The sequence below is a fragment of the Vibrio sp. genome (genome assembly GCF_984391705.1).
Genome location: NZ_CFHWOM010000003.1, coordinates 148,210 through 169,620, shown reverse-complemented (window position 1 = coordinate 169,620; position 21,411 = coordinate 148,210). Strand labels below are relative to the sequence as shown.

At 44.2% G+C, this 21,411-nt stretch carries 21 protein-coding genes; 9 read left to right on the top strand and 12 right to left on the bottom strand.

The features are described from left to right. Positions 1-10 precede the first annotated feature (10 nt). From AC4MRV_RS04295 to pspA, 7 genes are all read right to left on the bottom strand, one after another. The gene (locus AC4MRV_RS04295; RefSeq protein WP_491186187.1) at positions 11-571 is read right to left on the bottom strand and encodes a DNA-3-methyladenine glycosylase I; all 561 of its coding nucleotides are present in this window, start codon (positions 569-571) and stop codon (positions 11-13) included. A 71-nt stretch (positions 572-642) separates the two neighbouring features. Then, positions 643-3,744: an efflux RND transporter permease subunit gene (locus AC4MRV_RS04290; protein ID WP_491186186.1), complete on the bottom strand. Its 3,102-nt coding sequence runs from the start codon at positions 3,742-3,744 to the stop codon at positions 643-645. Then, on the bottom strand, positions 3,737-4,825 hold the full coding sequence (locus AC4MRV_RS04285; RefSeq protein WP_491186185.1) for an efflux RND transporter periplasmic adaptor subunit: 1,089 nt from the start codon (positions 4,823-4,825) through the stop codon (positions 3,737-3,739). Before AC4MRV_RS04285 ends, AC4MRV_RS04290 begins: the two co-directional genes overlap by 8 nt. Position 4,826: 1 nt before the next feature. Further along, a complete protein-coding gene (locus AC4MRV_RS04280) occupies positions 4,827-5,858 on the bottom strand; it encodes an efflux RND transporter periplasmic adaptor subunit (protein ID WP_491186184.1) in 1,032 nt (343 codons plus the stop codon). A gap of 134 nt (positions 5,859-5,992) precedes the next feature. Then, positions 5,993-6,382: an envelope stress response membrane protein PspC gene (gene pspC / locus AC4MRV_RS04275; protein ID WP_491186183.1), complete on the bottom strand. Its 390-nt coding sequence runs from the start codon at positions 6,380-6,382 to the stop codon at positions 5,993-5,995. Next, positions 6,375-6,608 (bottom strand): envelope stress response membrane protein PspB, encoded by a 234-nt coding sequence (gene pspB / locus AC4MRV_RS04270; RefSeq protein WP_491186182.1) that lies wholly within the window; start codon positions 6,606-6,608, stop codon positions 6,375-6,377. The genes pspC and pspB overlap by 8 nt, the downstream gene beginning before the upstream one ends. Before the next feature lie 165 nt (positions 6,609-6,773). Continuing rightward, the gene (pspA, locus tag AC4MRV_RS04265; protein WP_491186181.1) at positions 6,774-7,442 is read right to left on the bottom strand and encodes a phage shock protein PspA; all 669 of its coding nucleotides are present in this window, start codon (positions 7,440-7,442) and stop codon (positions 6,774-6,776) included. Between the two features lie 221 nt (positions 7,443-7,663). Between pspA and pspF the strand changes: the two genes are divergently transcribed. The 8 genes from pspF (at position 7,664) to AC4MRV_RS04225 (ending at position 16,392) form a co-directional block, all read left to right on the top strand. Continuing rightward, positions 7,664-8,656 (top strand): phage shock protein operon transcriptional activator, encoded by a 993-nt coding sequence (gene pspF / locus AC4MRV_RS04260; protein WP_491186180.1) that lies wholly within the window; start codon positions 7,664-7,666, stop codon positions 8,654-8,656. A 115-nt stretch (positions 8,657-8,771) separates the two neighbouring features. Beyond that, positions 8,772-10,385 (top strand): ABC transporter substrate-binding protein SapA, encoded by a 1,614-nt coding sequence (sapA, locus tag AC4MRV_RS04255; RefSeq protein WP_491186179.1) that lies wholly within the window; start codon positions 8,772-8,774, stop codon positions 10,383-10,385. After that, on the top strand, positions 10,385-11,347 hold the full coding sequence (locus tag AC4MRV_RS04250; protein ID WP_491186178.1) for an ABC transporter permease: 963 nt from the start codon (positions 10,385-10,387) through the stop codon (positions 11,345-11,347). The genes sapA and AC4MRV_RS04250 overlap by 1 nt, the downstream gene beginning before the upstream one ends. Continuing rightward, positions 11,334-12,221, top strand: coding sequence for a putrescine export ABC transporter permease SapC (gene sapC, locus AC4MRV_RS04245; RefSeq protein WP_491186177.1), 888 nt, complete (start codon positions 11,334-11,336; stop codon positions 12,219-12,221). The genes AC4MRV_RS04250 and sapC overlap by 14 nt, the downstream gene beginning before the upstream one ends. Beyond that, the gene (locus AC4MRV_RS04240; RefSeq protein WP_491186176.1) at positions 12,221-13,234 is read left to right on the top strand and encodes a peptide ABC transporter ATP-binding protein; all 1,014 of its coding nucleotides are present in this window, start codon (positions 12,221-12,223) and stop codon (positions 13,232-13,234) included. The genes sapC and AC4MRV_RS04240 overlap by 1 nt, the downstream gene beginning before the upstream one ends. Continuing rightward, positions 13,231-14,016: a peptide ABC transporter ATP-binding protein gene (locus tag AC4MRV_RS04235; protein WP_491186175.1), complete on the top strand. Its 786-nt coding sequence runs from the start codon at positions 13,231-13,233 to the stop codon at positions 14,014-14,016. The genes AC4MRV_RS04240 and AC4MRV_RS04235 overlap by 4 nt, the downstream gene beginning before the upstream one ends. Positions 14,017-14,027: 11 nt before the next feature. Continuing rightward, positions 14,028-14,810 (top strand): DUF2927 domain-containing protein, encoded by a 783-nt coding sequence (locus tag AC4MRV_RS04230; RefSeq protein ID WP_491186174.1) that lies wholly within the window; start codon positions 14,028-14,030, stop codon positions 14,808-14,810. Further along, complete coding sequence (locus AC4MRV_RS04225; protein ID WP_491186173.1) at positions 14,797-16,392, top strand: hypothetical protein; 1,596 nt, start codon at positions 14,797-14,799, stop codon at positions 16,390-16,392. The genes AC4MRV_RS04230 and AC4MRV_RS04225 overlap by 14 nt, the downstream gene beginning before the upstream one ends. 31 nt (positions 16,393-16,423) lie before the next feature. On the opposite strand, the gene AC4MRV_RS04220 is transcribed toward AC4MRV_RS04225, so the two are convergent. Together AC4MRV_RS04220 and AC4MRV_RS04215 are read right to left on the bottom strand one after the other, a co-directional pair. After that, complete coding sequence (locus AC4MRV_RS04220) at positions 16,424-16,804, bottom strand: DUF2750 domain-containing protein (RefSeq protein WP_491186172.1); 381 nt, start codon at positions 16,802-16,804, stop codon at positions 16,424-16,426. Positions 16,805-16,889: 85 nt separating this feature from the next. Further along, positions 16,890-17,795, bottom strand: coding sequence for a manganese-dependent inorganic pyrophosphatase (locus AC4MRV_RS04215; protein ID WP_491186171.1), 906 nt, complete (start codon positions 17,793-17,795; stop codon positions 16,890-16,892). Between the two features lie 184 nt (positions 17,796-17,979). Between AC4MRV_RS04215 and AC4MRV_RS04210 the strand changes: the two genes are divergently transcribed. Continuing rightward, a complete protein-coding gene (locus AC4MRV_RS04210) occupies positions 17,980-19,194 on the top strand; it encodes a putative manganese transporter (protein ID WP_491186170.1) in 1,215 nt (404 codons plus the stop codon). A gap of 79 nt (positions 19,195-19,273) precedes the next feature. Here AC4MRV_RS04210 and hisIE read toward each other — a convergent pair whose 3' ends face one another. The 3 genes from hisIE to hisA are packed head-to-tail and all read right to left on the bottom strand — an operon-like array spanning position 19,274 to position 21,398. Further along, the gene (hisIE, locus tag AC4MRV_RS04205) at positions 19,274-19,909 is read right to left on the bottom strand and encodes a bifunctional phosphoribosyl-AMP cyclohydrolase/phosphoribosyl-ATP diphosphatase HisIE (RefSeq protein WP_126574354.1); all 636 of its coding nucleotides are present in this window, start codon (positions 19,907-19,909) and stop codon (positions 19,274-19,276) included. Next, complete coding sequence (gene hisF / locus AC4MRV_RS04200) at positions 19,906-20,679, bottom strand: imidazole glycerol phosphate synthase subunit HisF (RefSeq protein WP_491186169.1); 774 nt, start codon at positions 20,677-20,679, stop codon at positions 19,906-19,908. The genes hisIE and hisF overlap by 4 nt, the downstream gene beginning before the upstream one ends. Further along, complete coding sequence (gene hisA / locus AC4MRV_RS04195; protein WP_491186168.1) at positions 20,661-21,398, bottom strand: 1-(5-phosphoribosyl)-5-[(5-phosphoribosylamino)methylideneamino]imidazole-4-carboxamide isomerase; 738 nt, start codon at positions 21,396-21,398, stop codon at positions 20,661-20,663. Before hisA ends, hisF begins: the two co-directional genes overlap by 19 nt. Positions 21,399-21,411: the final 13 nt, after the last annotated feature.

Sequence of the window (21,411 nt, the reverse complement as noted above, 5' to 3'; positions counted from 1 at the left end):
GCAAAACCGATCAGTTGGTTTTTTTCGGGCAACTTACCATATGGTCATCGACCATACCGACTGCTTGCATGAAGGCATAGCAGATAGTCTCACCCACAAATTTAAAGCCTTTCTTTTTAAGGAACTTACTCATCGCTTTGGACTGTTCCGTAGAGACTGGCACTTGGCTCATGTCTGTCCAATGATTCACTATAGGTTTGCCATCAACAAACTGCCATAGAGCATTCGATAAGCTCCCGTATTCTTCGATTAATTGCTTTGCCGCTTTGGCGTTACTAAATACCGAGTTGATTTTTCCGCGGTGCTTAACCACGTCGAAGTTTTCAACGATGAACTCAGTACGTACTTCATCACGTTGAATGAGCTTATCCAAGTCATAATTTTCGAATGCTTGGCGATAACCTTCTCGCTTTTTCAAAATCGTAATCCAGCTTAAACCGGCTTGCGCACCTTCTAACGTAATGAATTCAAACAACACGTTATCGTCGTATACAGGTACGCCCCATTCTGTATCGTGATATTCACGCTCAAGTGGATGGTTCATCGCCCATGCACACGTTTCTTGTTCCATATTCAACCCTTATAAAAACGCCCTTGATGTTAAACCAAGGGCGTTTGACAACAACGAATTAGCCTATGCCGTTACTTTGGCACAGCAACCTTGTGGAATAGACGATACAACACTGGCACGACAATTAGTGTCAGGACAGTCGCAAAACCTAAACCAAACATAATGGTTACCGCCATCGGTTTAAAGAAAATATCTGGCAGTAGTGGAATCATACCCAGAATTGTTGTGATAGCAGCCATACATACCGGACGAACACGACTCAGCGCGGCATCAACCACGGCTAGATAAGGATCTTTACCCGAATGCATTTCTATCTCAATTTGATCAAGTAGTACGATACCGTTCTTAAGCAGCATACCTGACAAACTCAAGAACCCGAGTAATGCCATAAAGCCGAATGGCGTATTAAGTGCTAGCAAGCCAGTCGTTACACCAATAATGGCAAGTGGCACTGTTAACCATACAATCAAAGGCTCTTTAACTGAGTTAAACAAGAATACAGTCACTAGGAACATAAACAGATAACCCATTGGCATAGTGGTAAACAGAGACGCCTGCGCATCGCCTGACGACTCATACTCACCGCCCCACTCTAATGAATAACCCGGTGGAAGCTCTATCGCTTCAACTTGTGGCATTAAACGTTTTTGCAATGTAGCCGCAGTTTCTTCACCTAACAAATCTGGATCAGCCATTACAGTAAGCACACGCTTACGATTCTTGCGCACAATAATTGGATCTTCCCAACGAAGGTCATAACCCATGGTCACTTGCTGAAGAGGAATATATTCGCTCAAAGCTGGACTCCAGATCTTCATACCTTCAATATTGCGAATATCCACACGCTCATCTTCAGGCAAACGAGCGACGATAGGCATCAAGGTCGTGCCGTCACGATAGACACCCACAGCTTTCCCTGAGAATGACATCGCTAGGAACTCATCGACATCTGACTTAGTAATACCGTAACGTCGAGCCTGGCTTTCGTTAAACTGAGGTTCAAGAACTTTCGTTCTTTCACGCCAGTCATGGCGGACGTTGGTTGTACCTGGGTCCGCATGCATGATGTCTTCAACTTGTTTGGCTAACCCACGTAAAACGGTTGGATCAGAACCGACTAAACGCGCTTCGATTTTCGCACCGCCACCAGGACCCAATTCAATTTGCTTAAGCTTGTAGTTTATTTCAGGGAAGTTCTCTTCCACGTGCTGACGGAACTGAGCCATAAGATCATGAAGTTTTTCATAATCAGTAACTCGAGTCGTGATCTCTCCATACCCTGCATAACTCTTTTCTGGCGCATAGGTCAGCATAAATCGCTGCAAGCCTTTACCTGCTGTCGTGGTAATGTGCTCTACACCGTCTTGCTCAGAGATCCAAGTTTCTAGTGCTTTGAGTTTAGTGTTCGTCGCACGAATGTCTGTACCTTCAGGTAACCAAATATCGGCTTGGAAAATTGGTGTTGTAGAAGATGGGAAGAATGACTGTTTCACATGGGTAAAGCCAACCACGCTAGCAGCTAAACCGAGAATTAGAACCACAACCGTTAGCCAGGCACGCTTCATACAAAATTCTAGGAAGTTTTTGTATACCACGAAAATCATGCCGTTATACGGATCGTTATTTTCTCCGTCTTGCTGGATTTTCTGACCTTTAAAGAAAATATCTGCAAAGAAAGGCGTCAATGAAATAGCCGTAAACCAGCTCAACATCAACGAAATCAAGAGCACACTAAACAGAGTTCCACAGTATTCGCCGGTTGCATCTTCTGACAGACCAATAGGAGCAAAAGCCGTAACCGCAATAACTGTCGCACCTAGCAATGGCCATTTGGTTTGCGTAACAATATCTGTCGCAGCTTGCAGCCTCGTTCGTCCTTTTTGCGTGCCTATGAGTATCCCTTCGACCACGACTATGGCGTTATCCACCAGCATCCCTAGTGCAATAACCAAAGCACCTAGAGAGATTCGTTGCAGATCGATTGCAAAGTACTTCATAAAGATGAACGTACCTAAAACGGTGAGCAATAGAATCAAACCAATCAACAAACCAGAGCGTAAACCCATAAAGAACAACAGAACGATGATTACAATCGCAACGGCTTGACCAAGGCTGACAACAAAACCACTAACCGATTTATCAACTTCCTTCGGCTGGCTGTAGATCTCTGAAATATCGACACCAACAGGTTGTTGATACTTCAGCTCAGCCAGACGACGATCAAAACGCTTACCAACTTCGACAACGTTAACCCCTTGCGCAAAAGAGACTCCCAAGTTCAACGCAAGGTCACCATTGAAGGTGATAATGTTACTTGGTACCTCGACATAGCCACGCTTAATTTCCGCTACATCACGAAGATAGATCAGACCTTGAGCACCACTTTCTGTCAGAATTAGGTCTCCAAGCTGATCCACATTTTGAAATTCACCTGTAGGCTGAATACGGATGTACTCATCACCAATTCGTATCGCGCCTGCGTCAGATACCACATTTTGCGTCGATAACAGATTGAACACTGTATTTGGCGATAGCCCTAAGCTGCTCATGCGTTTCATCGATATTTCGATAAACACCTGTTCTTGCTGCTGTCCTGACACTGAGACTTTGCTTACCCCGTCAATCAACTCTAGCTCACGGCGTAAATAGTCCACATAATCAAGCAGCTCTTTGTAACTGTACCCATCGCCAGTAACAGCTAATAAGATGCCGTAAACATCGCCAAAGTCATCAATCACTTGCGGGTCATTTACACCAGGAGGGAGTTGGCCTTTTAAGTCATTCACCTTTCGGCGTAACTCATCCCAAATCTGTGGGAGATCATCAGGACCATAATTGTTTTTCATACTCACCGTAATTTGCGACAAACCACGGCTAGAAATAGAATTAACCTCATCGACATAAGTGAGCTGTTGAATCGCTTTTTCTAACGGATAAGTGACTTCTTCCTCAACTTGTTGTGGTGTGGCACCAGGGTAAGAAGTGACAACCATTGCATCCTTGATGGTAAAAGCCGGGTCTTCCAATCGCCCTAATCCAAAAAACGCAGCGGCACCGCCAATCAGGAAGATCAAAGAGATCATCCAACTAATTACACGATTACGAATAAAGTAAGCCGCAATACCTGTCACGTCTTCATCACGTTGAGGCGCATTAAGATTCTGATCACTCATTTCCCGCCTCCTTCTCTACCACTGCTACTTGCATACCTTCCCTTAAACGTGAGATTCCCGCGATAACAACTACTTGATCTTTCTCTAAACCTTCAAGCACTTGGACTGTATCTTTGTTCGCTTTACCGACAACCACTTTCTGTTTAGAGACAGTATTGTCTGAATTTACCGTCCATACATACTTGTTCTCTCGGCTCAATTCGTCACCATCTGCGTTGAAAACAGATTCTATCGGGACCTGAACACCACTATTAAGATCTAAACCGATGTCTTCGCCTTTAGATGTCACTTCAACAGCCATACCATCCAAAATGTATTCTTGTTCTGGCATCGGCATAGATAATGTAACGGTAAATGTCCCCGTAGCTGGATCTGGTTCAGTCGTAAACTCTTTAATCTTGGCACTGTACTCATTCCCACTAGGCACTTTCACGACGGCATTCACTTTTTCTAGCACATCCTGGCTAGGCTGATTAGTGTATAAGCGATCGGGTAGCTGAATTAGAACCTCGACGTTATCAACACTATGAATATTGACAATGTGTTGCCCTACCTGAATGTTTTCAAATTGATCCGCACTGACACGGGAGATAATGCCATCAACAGGTGCTTTCAATTTTGTAAAAGAGAGTCTTAGCTTAGCCAGTTGAAGTTCTGCGTAAGCAATTTGCCGATTGGCCGCAATCTCATCAAACTGCGATTTAGCCAGCAGCCCTTTGTCGACCAATGGCTTTGAGCGCTTATATTGACTATCAACCACGCTATAACGGGCGCTAGCATTGTCTACATCTAGTTTGTAGTCCGTGGGTTCGATTTCGGCAATCAAGTCTCCTTTCTTGACTTGATCCCCCTCCTTCACATAAATCTTGCTAATCTCGCCTGCAACTCGAAAGCTCAAGTGTGAACGTTCTGCGGCATTCGCGACCGCCGGAAAGTACAACTTGTCTTCACTCACTTCGTGATTAGATAACTCAAGCACTTTAACTTTCGGTAATCCAAAATCGACATATTGAACCTCACCGCCACAGCCCGATAAGAGTGTCGCTGTCGATAAGGCACATATTCCTAACCATTGCTTCATCTTACAGACCTCGCTCTTTAATCCATTCACGAACTTTGATTCCCGATTCAATACCACTCACACCAGAAACTACGATTCGCTCACCATCGGCTAGCCCGCTCTCTACCTGGCGTTTGTCATTGAGTGCAACTTCTGCTTTTGACACGATACCTTGCTCATCAACTCGCCAAACGTATGTGTTCCCTTGCTCTTCAAACAAAGCTGCCTCTGGTATGCGAGTTGCTCCAGTTGATTCAACCGCGACATGGACGGAGCCAGCCATACCAGGCAGAATTCCTGTATCTTCTGGGCGCTCCATTATCATAGTGACTTTGTAAGAACCCGTTTTTGGATCGGCTTCGGTGTCGACTTCCTGGAAAGTCAGGTCGTAGGTATTCTGAGGGAAAGCATCAAATGTCATCGATGCCGTTAAATTAATACCCGTAGAAAAACGGCTCAATAAGTGATCAGGTAATTGAAAGATCACTTTCATCAACTGATTGGTTTGAATATTCAGTACACCAGATTTTGCTGCTATGAACTCATGATTCTCCGCAGGGACTAGTGAAATCGTGCCGTCATAAGGAGCTACCAGCTTGGTATAACGCAAATTCGCTTTCGCTTGTTCTAAGGTCGCCCGAGCAGAATTATGGTTTGCTTTCGCTTGATCAAAATCTTGCTCAGATACCACTTTGTCCTTCCTCAACTTTTTGTATCGTTGATATTGAACGTCCGCGAGTTTGAATTGAGCTTCGGCTTGCTTAGCCAGCAAGGTGTATTCGTCAGGATTTAGAGAGGCAAGTACATCACCTTTTTTCACTTTCTGCCCAGCAACAACGTCGATGGTTTGCAATTGCCCTGGCACACGAAATGCTAAAACCGCCTTATCACCAGCTTCAGAAGTAGCAGGAAAATGTCGTTCAAAAGTTGCATTACCTACAGAGATAGTGAAGAGTTTGGCAGGCCGAGACTCGGGCTCAGGTACAGGAGGAAGCTCCTTACCACAGCCACTTAGAGAAGCAGCTATGGCGAGAAGCAGCATTGATTTTTGCATATCCAATCATCCAGTTATCACAATTACTAACAAAGATAGATGATTGGTAACATGAGTTCCACAGTAGGAGTGGTAAAAACTTATTAAAATTAATAATTTGCTAAGAGAAAGCGCTAGCTAGTCTCATAATCGAGTTACAACTTACTAAACTCGCGGTTAACTTTAAATGTATCTGAAGTGACGTAAGCTTCCATTGAGCGAATTCGCGACTCTAATGTAGAAAAATCATTTTCTAGCGTCGCTAATAAATCTTCTGGTGCTTGCCCCTGTGTCCAAGGCTTACTTTTTAATTTATGTTCTTGCTTACTCTTCATCGCTTCAACATAGTTGGCTGGCTGCTTTTCAATCATGAAAGCAAAAGCGATATACGCCAGTAAGACTAAGAAACTCCCGCCAAGTAAAGCTGCTGAAATAACTAATATACGTACTAACCAAACTTCAAGGCCGAAGTAATTGGCGAGACCTGCACACACACCTGCGATTTTGCCATTTGCGGTATCACGGTAAAGCTCTTGTTTACTCATAACGGCGCCTCCATTCAGGTGCTTCTGAATCTAGGATTCTTTCCAAAGTAGTAACGCGATCTTGCATTTGATCCGCTTTCTCAGACAAAGACTGCAAGCGTTGAAAATCTTCCTCAGATAGTCCACCAGCCGCTTTCTTTTTACTTCGATAATGTAAAATTAGCCATAGCGGAGCAACAAAAATCAAAAAGACAATCAAAGGTCCGGCAATAAGAAAGGTCGACATAAATAACTCCTACTGATAACACTCAACAAGGTGACCCGATTGGTAACCTATTGAAAATAAAATAACATCAAATGCTTTGTCGCTAATCTAAACATCAAGTTCAGGCAGATAAATCTCAATACCTAGATTAGCGCTCATTTCTGCAATTTAGAGGTAAAGCTCGTGTTACTTCTTCTCTTCCATCTGCTGCTTTAGTTTGGCCAGTTCTTGCTCAATTTCATCTTGTGCCTGTAATTCCGCAAACTCTTGGTCAAGAGACTTAGCGTTACCTGTTTTAGAATAAACATCGGCTTCTGCTTCAAGCTCATCAATCTTACGTGAGTACTGTTCAAATTTCGCCATAGCTTCTGAAGTACGCGCCGTATGAAGGTGCTTCTGAACATCACGGCGATTCGATGCAGCCTGAGAACGAATTGCCAACGCTTGCTGCTTTGCTCTCGTTTCAGTGATCTTGGTTTCTAATTTACCAATTTCACCCGTTAACTTTTCAATGGTTTCTTCAACTAACGTTTGCTCTGTATGCAAGCCTTTAAGCACGTCTTGAAGCTTCTGCTTTTCGATCAATGCAGCGCGAGCTAAGTCTTCACGTTCCTTGGCAAGTGCTAACGTTGCTTTGTTTTGCCACTCTGAAATCTGATCTTCGAGAGTTTCAACTTTACGTGCCAACTCTTTCTTATCAGCAATGGCTTTCGCTGAATTTGTGCGCACCTCAACCAAGGTGTCTTCCATTTCTTGAATGATAAGGCGAATCATCTTTTCCGGATCTTCCGCTTTATCTAGTAGTGCGCTGATGTTTGAATTTACAATATCCGCGAATCGAGAAAAAATACCCATAGCACAGCTCCTCATATAATGTATTGGCACTTAAACCGTTAGTGGTCGTTAGGGTTCCAAGAATATTTGACAATTGTCATCCTGATATATCTATTCCAATATACGTGCCAACTTTTAAATCACTTAAAAATCATAATCTTAACAATATTCAGCTTGTAATGCCTTCTTAGATGTGATGAATTTAGCCAACTATAGGTAAAATTGACCAAGGAAGTGACGTGATGCAACAAAACCTGATTGGAGAATCCCCTTCTTTCCTCGCAGTACTTGATAAGGTGTCGAAGCTAGCTGCCATTGAGCGCCCTATTCTCATTATTGGCGAGCGAGGTACAGGTAAAGAGCTTATTGCGCAGCGACTTCACTACTTATCTAAACGCTGGGATCAGCCTCTTATATCGCTCAACTGCTCAACCTTGAGTGAGGGTTTGATTGATTCAGAGCTATTTGGTCATGAACAAGGCTCATTTACTGGCTCAAAAGGCAGGCATAAAGGCCGATTCGAGCGTGCTGAAAACGGCACATTGTTTCTCGACGAACTCGCCACTGCACCACTGCTTGTGCAAGAAAAGCTGCTACGAGTTATAGAGTACGGGCAATATGAACGAGTGGGCGGACACCAGCTTCTGAATGCCAATGTACGGCTAGTATGTGCAACGAACGCTAACCTTCCTGAAATGGCGACCAATGGTGAGTTTCGCGCTGATCTTCTCGACAGGCTCGCGTTTGACGTCATTCAACTTCCGCCACTACGCGAACGTAAAGAGGACATTTTGTTACTGGCTGAGTACTACGCGATCAAAATGTGTCGTGAACTCGGTTTTGAATACTTCGTCGGTTTTAGTCGAGAAGCAGAACAGAGCTTACTGGATTACTCTTGGCCAGGTAACGTTCGTGAGCTCAAAAACGTCATTGAACGGGCGGTTTATCAGCATGGTCAACAAGAGGCGTCTATAGAAAATATGGTTTTCGATCCGTTCGCCAGCACTTGGTCCGAACCAGCTCAAACCGATGAAAGTAGCTCAGATGCGCCTAGCGAGAACATAACTTTCCCACTCAACTACAAGCAATGGCAAGAGGAACAAGACCTTAAAATACTCAATGCGGCTTTGGAAGAAGCAAAATTCAACCAGAGGAAAGCAGCTCAGTTGCTAGACTTAAGTTATCACCAGTTGAGAGGTATGGTGCGTAAATACAACCTCACTCAATCTGAGTAACATGACATAAGTTAAGGTTTACTGAGGTTTAGAGTAATAATTGATGGTAAATTAGTAAGGGAATAAGGCACAATGGGAGATCCGTTTGTGCTTGTCATCAGCAGTTAATCTTTCTATGAAAGTATTCATACAACTTACACTTGGTTTATTCAGCCTCAGCCTGCTATCAGGCTGTGGCGAGGCCATCGACCATAACAAAATTCGCCAGCAGGGTTTTGTCTATTGTGGCCAAGGCGGTCCGGACACTTTTAATCCGCAACTGACCGATAGTGGCATTACGCCTGAAACCTTGAGCCCTCAGATATTCGATACATTGTTGACTATCGATCCTCAAACTTTCGAACCAATTCCAAACTTAGCTACAAGTTGGAAAGTTAACAAAGCTGGAACAGAGTACACCTTTACGCTTCGTAACAATGTTACTTTTCAAACAACACCATGGTTTACTCCATCTCGCTCATTAACTGGTGATGATGTCGTCTTTAGTTTCCGTCGTATTGTCGACTCCTCTCATCCGTTTCACTACGTAGGCGGAGGGCTGTATCCATGGTTCAATGGCATCGATTTCCAAAACTTACTAGTCGATGTCGTCGCACTTTCAAAAGACAAAGTGCGATTTACTTTGAGCAGACCAGACAATTCTTTCCTATCAAACATAGCAACAAGCCACGCGGTTATTCACTCTAAAGAGTATGCTAACCAACTCGAGTTGATGGATGAAAAAGGAATGCTGGATAGTCATCCAATTGGTACCGGTCCTTTCTACCTGTCGGAATATCAAATCAACGATTTTATTCGTTTAAAACGCCATGATAATTACTGGCAAGGTAAAGCGAAGATGAAACAAGTTGTATTTGATATCTCTAACCGAGGTACTGGCACCCTAGCTAAAATGCTTCGCGAAGAATGTGATATCCTCAACGCGCCGTTATCGAGTCAGTTACCGATCATTGAACAACGTGAGGACATAAAGCTGACCGCCAAGCCAGCAATGAACATTTCGTTCGTTGCGGTGAACACCTTGCATCCAGCACTCAACGACTCTAGAGTGCGAAAAGCATTGAACTACGCGATCAATCGACAAAACATTCTTGACTCCGTTTACTACGGCACGGGTAGCCAGGCATACTCGGTCCTACCACCTTCATCTTGGGCGTATCAGAAAGACACCACTCAGCTCCGCTATGACCGAAACTACGCTATCGCACTGTTAAGAGAAGCGGGATACAGTAAAGGGCTTGAGCTCACAATGTCTGTACCTCTAGAGCCAAGAGCTTATAATCCGAGTCCTCGGAAAACGGCAGAACTAATCCAGGCAAATTTGGCTGATGTTGGGATCAAACTCAATCTTATGACCGACGACCGTTACACTCGCACTGATTTAGATCATACGGTGGATCTGTATCTAACGGGTTGGATTGCGAATACTGGCGATCCGGATAGTTTTTTCAGGCCTCTACTTTCTTGCGACTCAAAGCGCGTTGGTTTAAACGTATCTAGCTGGTGTAACCCTGATTTCGATTTCTTACTCGATCTCGCATTAGAGGTCGACAAAAAACGCTACCGACTCAATTTATACAAACAAGCGCAGAATATTCTTAACGAAGAATTCCCAGTGATCCCACTCAACCATGGGATGCAGCTACAAGCGCAGCATTATTCTTTAGAAGGATTCAGAGTGAGCCCATTTAACGCTCAACCCTTTGATAATGTAGAGAGGGTTAAATAATGTTTCTCTACACTGTAAGACGGCTAAACCTTTTTATCATTACCATGTTAATTCTCACCATGGTTGGATTTAGCATTCTTCGCTTGGAGCCCAACTCAGCTTGGGCAATGCAAGACTTCTGGTCAGGTTGGTTGGCATACCTAACCGAACTCATGCAACTTAATTTTGGTGTTAATCATTATGGTGTCGCCATTGCGGATGAACTGGTCGTCGTGTTTCCCGCGACACTAGAACTTTGCTTCATCGCATTCGTTTTGTCGCTGTTGATTGGTATTCCTATTGGTACCGTCGCGGGAATGAAGCAAGGTAAATGGGTGGATACGTTAATCTCGTTTACTTCAATGTCGGGTTATTCAGCGCCGCTATTTTGGGTGGCATTATTGATGATCATGGTGTTTTCTCTCCACTTTGAACTCTTCCCGGTGGCCGGACGCTATGACCTCTTGTATCAAATTGATCATGTAACAGGCTTTGCTCTCATTGATGCGTTCTTTGCTGAAGGCCCGTATCGAGCCCACGCACTGCAAAGCGTAATTGAACATCTAATACTGCCTTGCTTGGTACTGGCACTTGCTCCGACGACTCAAGTTATTGGCTTGATGAGGACATCCGTTGCCGAAGTCATGGGCCAAAACTACATTCGCGCAGCTCGAATTAAAGGTTTGTCCACCCGAGAAATTGTCACTCAGCATGTTATGAGAAATGCGATTCCTCCTATTATCCCTAAGATCGGAGTTCAGCTATCTAGTATGTTAACGCTAGCCATTATTACAGAGTCAATTTTTAACTGGCCAGGAATTGGACGTTGGCTTCTCGATGCATTATCGAATCAAGATTATGTGGCAATTCAGGCTGGGGTCATCGTAGTTGCTACGCTTGTATTAACAGCAAATATATTATCAGACTTGATTGGAGCTATGATTAATCCGCTAGTCAGGAAGGAATGGTATGCTAACCGATAACATTTATCAGGAAGAGCAAGTCCCGACGCAGTTTGAGCGATTCTGGCGCAGCTATCGTGCAAACAACTTAGCTATGTTTGGTCTTTGGTGCTTGGCTATCATTATCTTGATCACACTAGTCGCCCCTTGGATAACGCCACACGATCCTCAAGCGCAAAGTGGAGAGTTGTTGATCCCTCCTTCTTGGAACCCTGCAGGCACAGTTGAATACTTCTTAGGTACTGACGACTTAGGACGAGACATCCTTTCTCGTCTCATTACTGGTTCCCAATTAACCTTTGGTGCCGCTGTCATTATTACCGCGATAGCAGGTGTTGTTGGATGCCTGATCGGTATTCTTGCCGGAATGACTAAAGGGCTAATCTCTAGTACGTTAAACCACCTTCTCGACACTGTAATGTCGATTCCATCCCTGTTACTCGCGATCATCTTCGTCGCATTTTTGGGATTCGGTGAGTTCAATATTCTATTAGCCATCTGTTTAGCGCTAATCCCACGTTTTGTGCGCTCTGTATACATTGCAGTTCATACTGAAGTTGAAAAAGACTACATCATGGCTGCCCGCCTAGATGGTGCTAACGATTTCTATCTTTTGTGGAACTCTATACTTCCCAACATCTTGATAGTGATTGCATCTGAGGTCACGTTAGCACTCTCTATCGCGATCTTAGACATCACAGCTTTAGGTTTCCTAGGTTTAGGCGCACAAGCACCGAGTACTGAATGGGGAGCTGTGTTGGGCGACTCAGTTGAGCTAATCTACCTAGCACCTTGGACAGTAACCCTACCCGGTCTCGCGATCATGTTTGTCGTAATTGTCATTAACCTTGTTGGTGAAGGCGTTCGCCAAGCTTTAAATGCGGGGATCGAATAATGCCATTACTAGACATCCGACATCTGACTATTGAAATTGAGACTCCACAAGGGATGATGAAAGCGGTCGACCGCATGAGTTTGACTTTGAATGAAGGTGAAATCAGAGGCTTAGTGGGTGAGTCAGGCTCAGGTAAAAGCTTGGTCGCAAAAGCAATCGTAGGCGTATGTAAAGACAATTGGAAAGTGACCGCTGACCGAATGCGGCTAGGCAACATCGATTTGCTACAGCTCACACCTCGCGAGCGCAGACGCGTTATCGCTCGCGATATTGCAATGATTTTCCAAGAGCCCTCTACTTGTCTCGACCCTTCAGAAGAAGTGGGAAAACAATTGATCGAAGCGATCCCGTCACACTCTTTTGAAGGTAAATGGTGGGAGCGATTTAAGTGGCGCAAGAAACAAGCGATTGCCCTCTTACACAAAGTCGGTATCAAAGATCACCGCCAATTAATGAGCAGCTACCCTTATGAGTTAACAGATGGAGAATGCCAAAAAGTCATGATTGCAATGGCTATTGCAGCGAAGCCAAAATTGCTGATAGCCGATGAACCAACCAACGACTTAGATCCAATTACTCAGTCGCAAATTTTGCGCTTGCTTAGTCGGATGAATCAAGTGCACAACACATCGATTATGTTAATCGGACACGATCTCACGACAATCACTCAGTGGGCAACGCGAATTACCGTGATGTACTGTGGTCAATCTGTGGAGTCGGCTGATACTAAGAAAATCTTGGAAAAACCTAAACACCCTTACACGGTTGCTTTACTTAAAGCGATGCCTGATTTTAGTGACTGGATTCCACATAAAGAAAAGCTGCAATCTTTACCTGGATCTATTCCTCCATTGCAGCATTTACCTATCGGCTGTCGTTTGGGCCCACGTTGCCCATACGCACAACGTCAATGCGTAGAAATTCCAATGACGAGAAGAATCAAAAATCATAAGTTTGCTTGTCACTTCCCACTCAATCACTCTCCTAAAGAGAGGGAGAAGAAAAAAGCATGAGCGCACTATTAGAAGTAACGGATCTGTCCAAAGAGTTTACTACTCGCTCAGGCCTATTCCGTAAAAAAGTTCATCAAGCGGTAAAACCAGTAAGTTTTAAGCTGGAAGCAGGGCAAACTATTGGCTTTATTGGACAAAATGGCTCTGGAAAATCAACACTTGCACGGATGTTAGCGGGTGTCGTCGAACCAACTCACGGTGAGATTCGAGTTAACGGTGAGCTACTATCCCACAAAGATTACTCGACTCGTTGTAAGCTCATTCGAATGATCTTCCAGGATCCGAATACTTCATTGAACCCAAGAATTCAAATTGGTCGTATCTTGGAAGGGCCGCTCAAACGAAATACAAGCATGCCTCCAGAAGCGCGTATGAAGCGCGTGAAAGATACTTTACTCCGTGTCGGTTTGTTACCCGAACACGCATATTTCTACCCTCAAATGCTCGCAACGGGTCAAAAACAAAGGGTATGTTTAGCGCGAGCTTTGATTTTGCAACCTTCTATTATTGTCGCCGACGAAGCTCTGAACGGTTTAGATATGGCAATGCGCTCTCAAATCATCAACCTATTCTTGGAGCTTCAAGAAGAGATGGGGGTCTCATTCGTTTACGTATCCCAACATATTGGTATTGTTAAACACATCACCGATAAAATCATGGTAATGCATGAAGGCGAGGTCGTCGAAAGTGGTGAAACACAACAAGTTCTTCAATGCCCTGAACATATCATCACTCAGCGATTAGTCGAAAGTCACTTTAATAAATCCACCTGCTTTAAATAAGATTTCGGAAAATGCTAAGGATAGCGCTCTTCTTTCTCACAATGTTTGCTGGCAACGCCTTTGCAAACTACCAGCAGGAACAAACTTGGCTTGACCCCAAATTTATTCAAAGGGCCTTCATCGACGTCGCGTTAAAAAGAGAATATGCGCCAGGGAACTGGCGGTTAGCAAAGTGGGACACACCAATAAAAGTCTGGGTTGATCATAAAGTTGGAGATAAAGAACTGCATGATGAACTTACCAATGCCCACTTGGCTCACTTATCAGACATTACTCGCCTCCCCATTCGACGAGTAGCCTCTCGAAACGAAGCAAATATCATCTGGATCTTTACCAAAGAATCGCAGTGGCGGCAGGATGTGAAAAAAGAAATTGGCCCAACCGCATTAAAGAACATGCATGGGGCTATTTGCAAAGCTGGCTTTCGAACCAATCCTACTAATGGCTCAATCGCTTCTGCAGCCATCATTATTCCCGTAGATCAAGCCAGAGAGCACGGCAAGCTTCTCGCCTGCATAGTGGAAGAGATTGCTCAAGTAATGGGACTTCCAAACGATGCAGAAAGTGCTTTTCCGTCTATCTTTAATGATGAGACGCCTGAAGACTTGTTATCTCCTTTAGACGTCGTATTGCTTCAACTGCTATATGAACCAGAGCTAACCTCCGGAATGACAATAAAACAAGTTAAGCCAGTCATTAAGCAGATCCTTAGTCGCTACCAGCAGCAAGGAAAACTCAAGCGAGCCATAGAAACCGCTAATTCAGGAGAGCTCTATCAGCTTGTCGGATACTAATCGTTTATCTACACACAACCTGACTAACCTGCGATGGCCCGTTGCAGTTTGGGTCACCATTTTTTTTGCGGCATTTTATTCTTTACTCACTCAAACTCATTACTTTATCAATGCAGATGTCGCTTTCCTCACTCAAATGGCACTCTACGGAGAGTCTGGCGATCTCTATACTCAGTACTTCGAAATTAACCCACCACTGATCGTTTACATTTACCGCTTGTTCCTTCTCCCTTACTATCTGGGAGATTGGAGTGTAGTCTCTTCACTAAGAATATCGATGATTAGCTATCTGCTTCTCATTAGCGCACTCAGCCATTACTACGTAGTACGTCTCCAAATAAAACAACCGCTGATTTGGGTACTCGCAATTTCTCTCAGCTTACTATTTGTTCTTCCTGCTGCATTTTTGCAACGTGAGCATATTATTGCAGCCTCCTTAATCCTGTATCTATTAATGATGGCCTGTCGCTTACAAGCGCGACCCTGTTCCATATTAATTCAATCGATAACACTTACGCTTGCTGGAATAGCTGTATGTTTAAAGCCTCAATATATCGTCGCGTTGGTTTTTCTAGAGCTCTACTACTTGTGGCTTAATCGAAAGATATTGCTGTTACTACGATGGCAAAATATATATCTCGCGATGATTGGCGCAATATACATCATCTATGTCTACAACTTTCATCCGGCGTATTTCTCAAACGTGGCGCCTATGGCCAGTGAAACTTACGTTGCGTATTTTGATGACCTGGAGAGTTTATTGGGCAGACTAGCACTACTGTCCCTGCTTCTATTTCTCCCCTATCGATTTCTTGTGCAAGCCTCCACAAAGAAGCAAGTAATTAAGGGGATATATGTTCTTGTATTCGCAGGGTTCGTGGCTTTCTTGATTGGCCAAGCTGGTTTCAGCTATCACCTCATTCTTGTATTCACTCTGCTGTCAATTGTCTTAATTGCAAGTTGGCTCTATGTTGTGACAGAACTGACTGCGCACTTTTCAGCCAAAGGTTTAGTTCAACTTCTGTTCTTAAGCGCGATACTCTTTTTTGTTCGCCATTATCACTTTATAGACATTAATAAAGTGAATTTAGATCGAGCGTTAACGCAGTTAATAGCCAAAGACAGCCGTCTTCCCAAAGAGCTTATTGAGTTCAATCCATTTCAGTCAATTTATAATGCGACTGATAAACTCGTCAGCCCAGGGCAAAGTATATACGCCTTCAGTGCCCGACTCTTCGTAGGACACCCAATCGCAATACATTTGGGGCAAAGGTGGAGTGGTCGATTCCCTGTACTTTGGCCGCTACCTGAGTCATTAAAAGATCCTACTGACAAGTCCAATAAAGCGCGCCTTGACCTAGTCAATAAAATTGTGACTGAAGATATTGAAAAGAGTAAACCGCAAATCATTCTAGTGGAAATGTCTACACATTTACTTAGATACCCACAAGGATTCGACTTCATCGAGCACTTTAGTCAATACCGTGAATTTGCGGACGTATTCCAGCACTATCAACATAGCGCTACGTACTCAGCACCTGAAAGTGATTGGGCAATTTATGTGAGGAAAAGGAATAAGTAGACCAAGCTACTGAAAACTTGGCCTAGAGAGGTTAACCGCGCTTTTTCAGTTCAAATTCAAACTCGTCAGGGTAAAGTACGACGCCCTCTTCTTCATTATTTGGAAATACGGCAATCGCAAGCTCATCATCTTCTAAACCATAAGTCCAACGGCTAAACCATTTTGCTGTCGAGATCGATTCGGCTTTACAATGCTCCCAATCTCCCGTTGCCCATTGATTAGCAAATTCTTCATGTGGCCATACTGGGACACAATCTTCATCCTCAGTATTCAACATCACGCAGCCATGCTCGTCAGTCAGGATCCAGACTTTACGGTGCTTAGCGATTTCTTTAATGCAGTAATTGAAACGCTCATCTGCACGCATTTTATTTACACTAGCGATTTGCTCTTGCGAAAGTGATTCAGACATGGGTCTCTCCACCATTTATTAAGCTAAAAAAACAAACGCCCACAGCTAGGCTATGGGCGTTTTAGTATTTGAAACTACAACGGGCTTAAGCAAGCTCAGTTTGTAGCCAAGGCCAGCCCTGTTTCTTGCGGCTTAGCGTGTTTTCCATCATAAGCATGCCATCTTTCTCATGCTTAACTAGCTTCTCAGCCCACTCACCTTTGAATAGTAGACGAGTTTGAGCCGTAGTGATGTCTGTTAGCATAACTGCAGCGAAGGCTAAACCTTCTTCAGCACAGCGGCGCTCTAGATCTGCTTCAAGCGCATCAATCATGCCGTCAACTTGCTCTAGAGTTGCAAGTTCAACTTGGCCTACAACAACATCGCGGCCGTTGAATGGGTAGCCTTTCAAGTCTTTCTCAACAAGTTCAGCAGCTGATAAACCTTCGATGTTTGTTTTTGCAATTAGAAGATCTTTGATGAAGGCATCAACGTCACATACATCAGCGATTTTCGCTAGTTCTTCAACAGCATCTTTGTCTTTTTGAGTACAAGTCGGAGATGCAAAACCTACTGTGTCTGACAGGATTGCAGACATCATTAGTTTAGCGATCTGAGGAGTGATCTCATGACCTTCAATCTTGAACATGTTGAATAGTACTGTGTTAGTACAACCTACAGGCCAGATCCAAGCTTCCATTGGGTTAATAGTCATTACGTCACCCAGACGGTGGTGATCAACAATGCCTAAGATTTCTGCTTCAGCCACATCATCCGGAGCTTGTGCTAGATCTGAGTAGTCTACCAACCAAATTTTCTCGCCAGCTACAGACGTGCGAAGTTCAGGAACTTCAGCGCCAGCAACTTCTAGAATGTGTTGCGTTTCACGGTTGATCTCGCCTTGGCGAATTGGCATTGCTTCAACGCCACGCGCTTTAAGTAGCTCAGTTGCTACTAGTGCACTACAGATACTATCACTATCAGGGTTCTTGTGACCTACAACTAGAATCATCTTATTTCCTATACGACTAAAATAGGCCCGTTCAGGGCAAATTACTCACGAAGGCGATACTTTACCTGAATTTTGAGATTTGTCATGGGTTAGCAAAAAGAAAAGCGTTTCTTTCAACTTTTTGTTGCAATTAATTCTCAATAAAATATATTGAGAATTATTCGCATTTGCATTTGTGTTTTTTATGAACTCACTTAGACTTTTCCAAATTGCCCCAACTTGGCTATCGCTTTCTCAGTTTAAGCCTGCTTATAAACGTTTAGCACTACCAGTCGCATTAATTGCTCTGGTATTAAATGAAACAACTCAAGAGGTGACTGTAAACACCTTATCAGATGCATTCTGGGCGGTATCTGCTTATGTTGCTTTTACTCTGGCGCTTTATCATTACTTATCGCTCTTTATGAGCAAAGAAAGCAAGGTGGTGAATCTTTACCAAAGCTCTAGAAACTACCAGGTAATGTTCGCTGCTCTGCTTGGCGCCTTACCTGGATGTGGCGGCGCAATCATTGTCACTACCCAATTTGTAAGCGGCCGTGTGGGATTTGGGGCAATTGTTGCAGTGTTAACTTCTACTATGGGAGATGCTGCCTTTCTATTGTTGGCAAGCAAACCCGATATAGGCTTTGCAGTTGTGGGTCTTGGCATCATCGTCGGGAGTCTATCTGGTTGGGCGGTTAACGCTGTCCACAAAGATGATTTTCTGCGTCCGGAGCTAAAATCTATCGGCCATCGCTTTGCTTGTCAAAAGAACAGCCAACAAAGCAATTTAGAGAAAAAAGCGATCAACTTGCAAGGGGCATTTTGGAAGTGGTTAATTGTTCCTGCGACAGTGATTGCCGCTCTTGGTTCATTCCAGGTTGATATCAATGCACTTCTGAGATTACCGGATATGGCTATTGAGTGGGTAGGTACAGCTCTTATTATTGTAAGTATGCTGCTTTGGTCATTGACTAAAGAGATCAAAGACTACGAATCAACTGTATCAGAAGACGTAAAACAGGTTTCTTCTCATCCACTACAAAAAGCCGCCCAAGACACAAACTTTGTAACAGCATGGGTAATACTTGCCTTTATGGCCTTTGAACTAATTACCTTCTTTGGTCATATCGACCTCGCTGCTACCTTCTCTGGATGGGGAGTGTGGATGCCGCTTATGGGGTTAGTCGTGGGCTTGTTGCCAGGGTGTGGACCACAAATATTGGTTACAAGTCTCTATATTTCGGGAGCTGCGCCTCTATCAGCACAATTATCGAATGCAATATCAAACGACGGTGATGCTCTGTTTCCAGCAATTGCGCTCGCTCCAAAAGCGGCGTTAGTTGCGACAGTTTACTCTGCTATTCCAGCGTTTATCGTCGGATATGGCTATTACTTCTTATTCGAATATACCGGCTAATAACTGTAGTTAGACTCCTTAAACCAACAAAAGCGCCCTCATTTGAGGGCGCTAATTATTTTAACTCGAGACTAGTTTATTACTTGTGACGTTCTTTGAGCTTATTGACTACATCGTTCATTGATAAGCCTTGGTCTTGAAGCAGAACCATCAAGTGGTAAATCAAGTCAGCCGACTCACACACTAACTCCGCCTTGTCACCCGACGTCGCCGCAAGCGCGACTTCAACGCCTTCTTCGCCCACTTTTTGCGAAATACGCTTGGTGCCACGAGAATAAAGGTGCGCAGTGTAAGAGGATTCTGGGTCGGCGTCCTTGCGGGCAGCCAGTAGCTGCTCAAGTTGATGAAGCCACACCATTTGGCTCTCTTCTTGTGGGTCACCATCCCAACACGTTGTTGTTCCGGTGTGACAAGTAGGCCCAATTGGGTTCACCTTAACCAATAATGTGTCATTGTCGCAATCTAATGCGATGTTCTTCAGCTGGAGTACATTGCCAGACGTTTCACCTTTGGTCCAAAGACGTTCTTTCGTACGTGAGAAAAACGTAACTTGACCCGTTTCACCCGTCTTAACTAGCGCATCTTGGTTCATGTATCCCATCATGAGCACTTGACTTGATTGAAAATCTTGAACGATCGCAGGTACAAGGCCGTCGACTTTGTCCCAGTTGATACGTTCCGCTAGCGTATTTACTTCTGCCGCTGCAAAACTCATAGACGCACCTCTACACCTTGTTGTTTCAAATACTGTTTGAGTTCACCAATATTGATGACTTGCTTATGGAAAACAGACGCGGCTAGAGCACCGTCGACATTAGTTTTCTGATAAGCCTCTGCAAAGTGATCCATCGCACCCGCACCACCTGAAGCGATGAGAGGCACATTGCACACTTCTCGCACCATATTCAGCTGCTCAATATCGTAACCGTTACGAACACCATCTTGGTTCATCATATTAAGAACGATTTCGCCGGCACCACGTTTCTGAACTTCTTGAACCCAATCACGAGTCTCCCACTTCGTCGCTTTAGTACGAGCTTCGTCACCGGTAAATTGGTAAACCTGATACTTACCTGTCTCTTTATCAAAGTAAGAGTCGATACCCACAACAATACACTGAACACCGAATTTATCTGCAAGTTGAGTAATCAGTTCAGGGTTGGCCAATGCTGGTGAGTTAATCGATACCTTGTCGGCACCAAATTCAAGAATACGCGCGGCGTCTTCGGCAGACTTAATGCCACCCGCCACACAGAAAGGAATGTCGATCACTTCCGCAACACGCTTTACCCAGCTTTTGTCGACTACTCGACCATCGCTGGATGCGGTAATGTCGTAAAACACCAACTCATCCGCACCTTCTTCAGCATAACGCTGTGCTAGAGGAACGATGTCACCAATGATCTCGTGGTTGCGGAACTGAACACCCTTTACAACTTGTCCGTCACGAACATCAAGACAAGGAATTATTCGCTTTGCCAACATGCAAATGCCTCCTCTGCTGTGAATTTACCATCAAGAAACGCACGGCCAACAATCACGCCTGATACACCGCTGCCTTTAAGCGCTTCGATATCAGCAAGGGAACCGATACCACCAGATGATTGGAATTGAACTTGTGGGTACTGTTTACATAGGTCAACGTACAGTTCCACATTGGAACCCTCTAGCGTGCCGTCACGTGAGATGTCAGTGCAAAGTACGTGTTTTAGGCCAACCGTTAAGTAGTCATCAACCAATGCTTCGATGGTGACACCCGAGTCTTCTTGCCAACCAGAAATCGCGACTTTACGAACGCCTTGCTCATCAATATTAATATCGAGGGCAAGTACAATCTTTTCAGCACCGTATTTTTCCATCCAGCCTTTTACAAGCTCTGGCTGCTTGACGGCCGTTGAGCCAACAACCACTCGCTGGGCCCCTGCTTCAAGCAAATCAACCACATCTTGTTCACTGCGTACGCCGCCACCAATCTGGATGTTCGCTGGTGTGCTCGCAAGCAGTTTGGCAATTAAATCAAGCTGACGAGCAGCGGTGTCTTTTGCGCCAGTTAAATCAACTAAGTGCAACCAACCTGCGCCGGCTTGGTGGTACAGATTAAACTGCTCTGCTGGGTCTACTTTGTATTCGGTTACTTGTCCGTAGTCGCCTTGGTATAAACGTACTACCTGACCTTCAATTAAATCTAACGCTGGAATAATCACTGAATTACTTCCC

Coding starts and splice junctions, on each gene's coding strand:
- AC4MRV_RS04280 (WP_491186184.1), bottom strand. CDS start 5,858: ATGCAAAAATCAATGCTGCTTCTCGCCATAGCTGCTTCTCTAAGTGGC.
- hisIE (WP_126574354.1), bottom strand. CDS start 19,909: ATGAGTTTTGCAGCGGCAGAAGTAAATACGCTAGCGGAACGTATCAAC.
- pspC (WP_491186183.1), bottom strand. CDS start 6,382: ATGAGTAAACAAGAGCTTTACCGTGATACCGCAAATGGCAAAATCGCA.
- sapC (WP_491186177.1), top strand. CDS start 11,334: ATGCTAACCGATAACATTTATCAGGAAGAGCAAGTCCCGACGCAGTTT.
- sapA (WP_491186179.1), top strand. CDS start 8,772: ATGAAAGTATTCATACAACTTACACTTGGTTTATTCAGCCTCAGCCTG.
- AC4MRV_RS04220 (WP_491186172.1), bottom strand. CDS start 16,804: ATGTCTGAATCACTTTCGCAAGAGCAAATCGCTAGTGTAAATAAAATG.
- pspA (WP_491186181.1), bottom strand. CDS start 7,442: ATGGGTATTTTTTCTCGATTCGCGGATATTGTAAATTCAAACATCAGC.
- AC4MRV_RS04235 (WP_491186175.1), top strand. CDS start 13,231: ATGAGCGCACTATTAGAAGTAACGGATCTGTCCAAAGAGTTTACTACT.
- AC4MRV_RS04290 (WP_491186186.1), bottom strand. CDS start 3,744: ATGAGTGATCAGAATCTTAATGCGCCTCAACGTGATGAAGACGTGACA.
- AC4MRV_RS04230 (WP_491186174.1), top strand. CDS start 14,028: ATGCTAAGGATAGCGCTCTTCTTTCTCACAATGTTTGCTGGCAACGCC.
- AC4MRV_RS04215 (WP_491186171.1), bottom strand. CDS start 17,795: ATGATTCTAGTTGTAGGTCACAAGAACCCTGATAGTGATAGTATCTGT.
- AC4MRV_RS04250 (WP_491186178.1), top strand. CDS start 10,385: ATGTTTCTCTACACTGTAAGACGGCTAAACCTTTTTATCATTACCATG.
- AC4MRV_RS04210 (WP_491186170.1), top strand. CDS start 17,980: ATGAACTCACTTAGACTTTTCCAAATTGCCCCAACTTGGCTATCGCTT.
- AC4MRV_RS04285 (WP_491186185.1), bottom strand. CDS start 4,825: ATGAAGCAATGGTTAGGAATATGTGCCTTATCGACAGCGACACTCTTA.
- AC4MRV_RS04295 (WP_491186187.1), bottom strand. CDS start 571: ATGGAACAAGAAACGTGTGCATGGGCGATGAACCATCCACTTGAGCGT.
- hisF (WP_491186169.1), bottom strand. CDS start 20,679: ATGTTGGCAAAGCGAATAATTCCTTGTCTTGATGTTCGTGACGGACAA.
- pspF (WP_491186180.1), top strand. CDS start 7,664: ATGCAACAAAACCTGATTGGAGAATCCCCTTCTTTCCTCGCAGTACTT.
- AC4MRV_RS04240 (WP_491186176.1), top strand. CDS start 12,221: ATGCCATTACTAGACATCCGACATCTGACTATTGAAATTGAGACTCCA.
- pspB (WP_491186182.1), bottom strand. CDS start 6,608: ATGTCGACCTTTCTTATTGCCGGACCTTTGATTGTCTTTTTGATTTTT.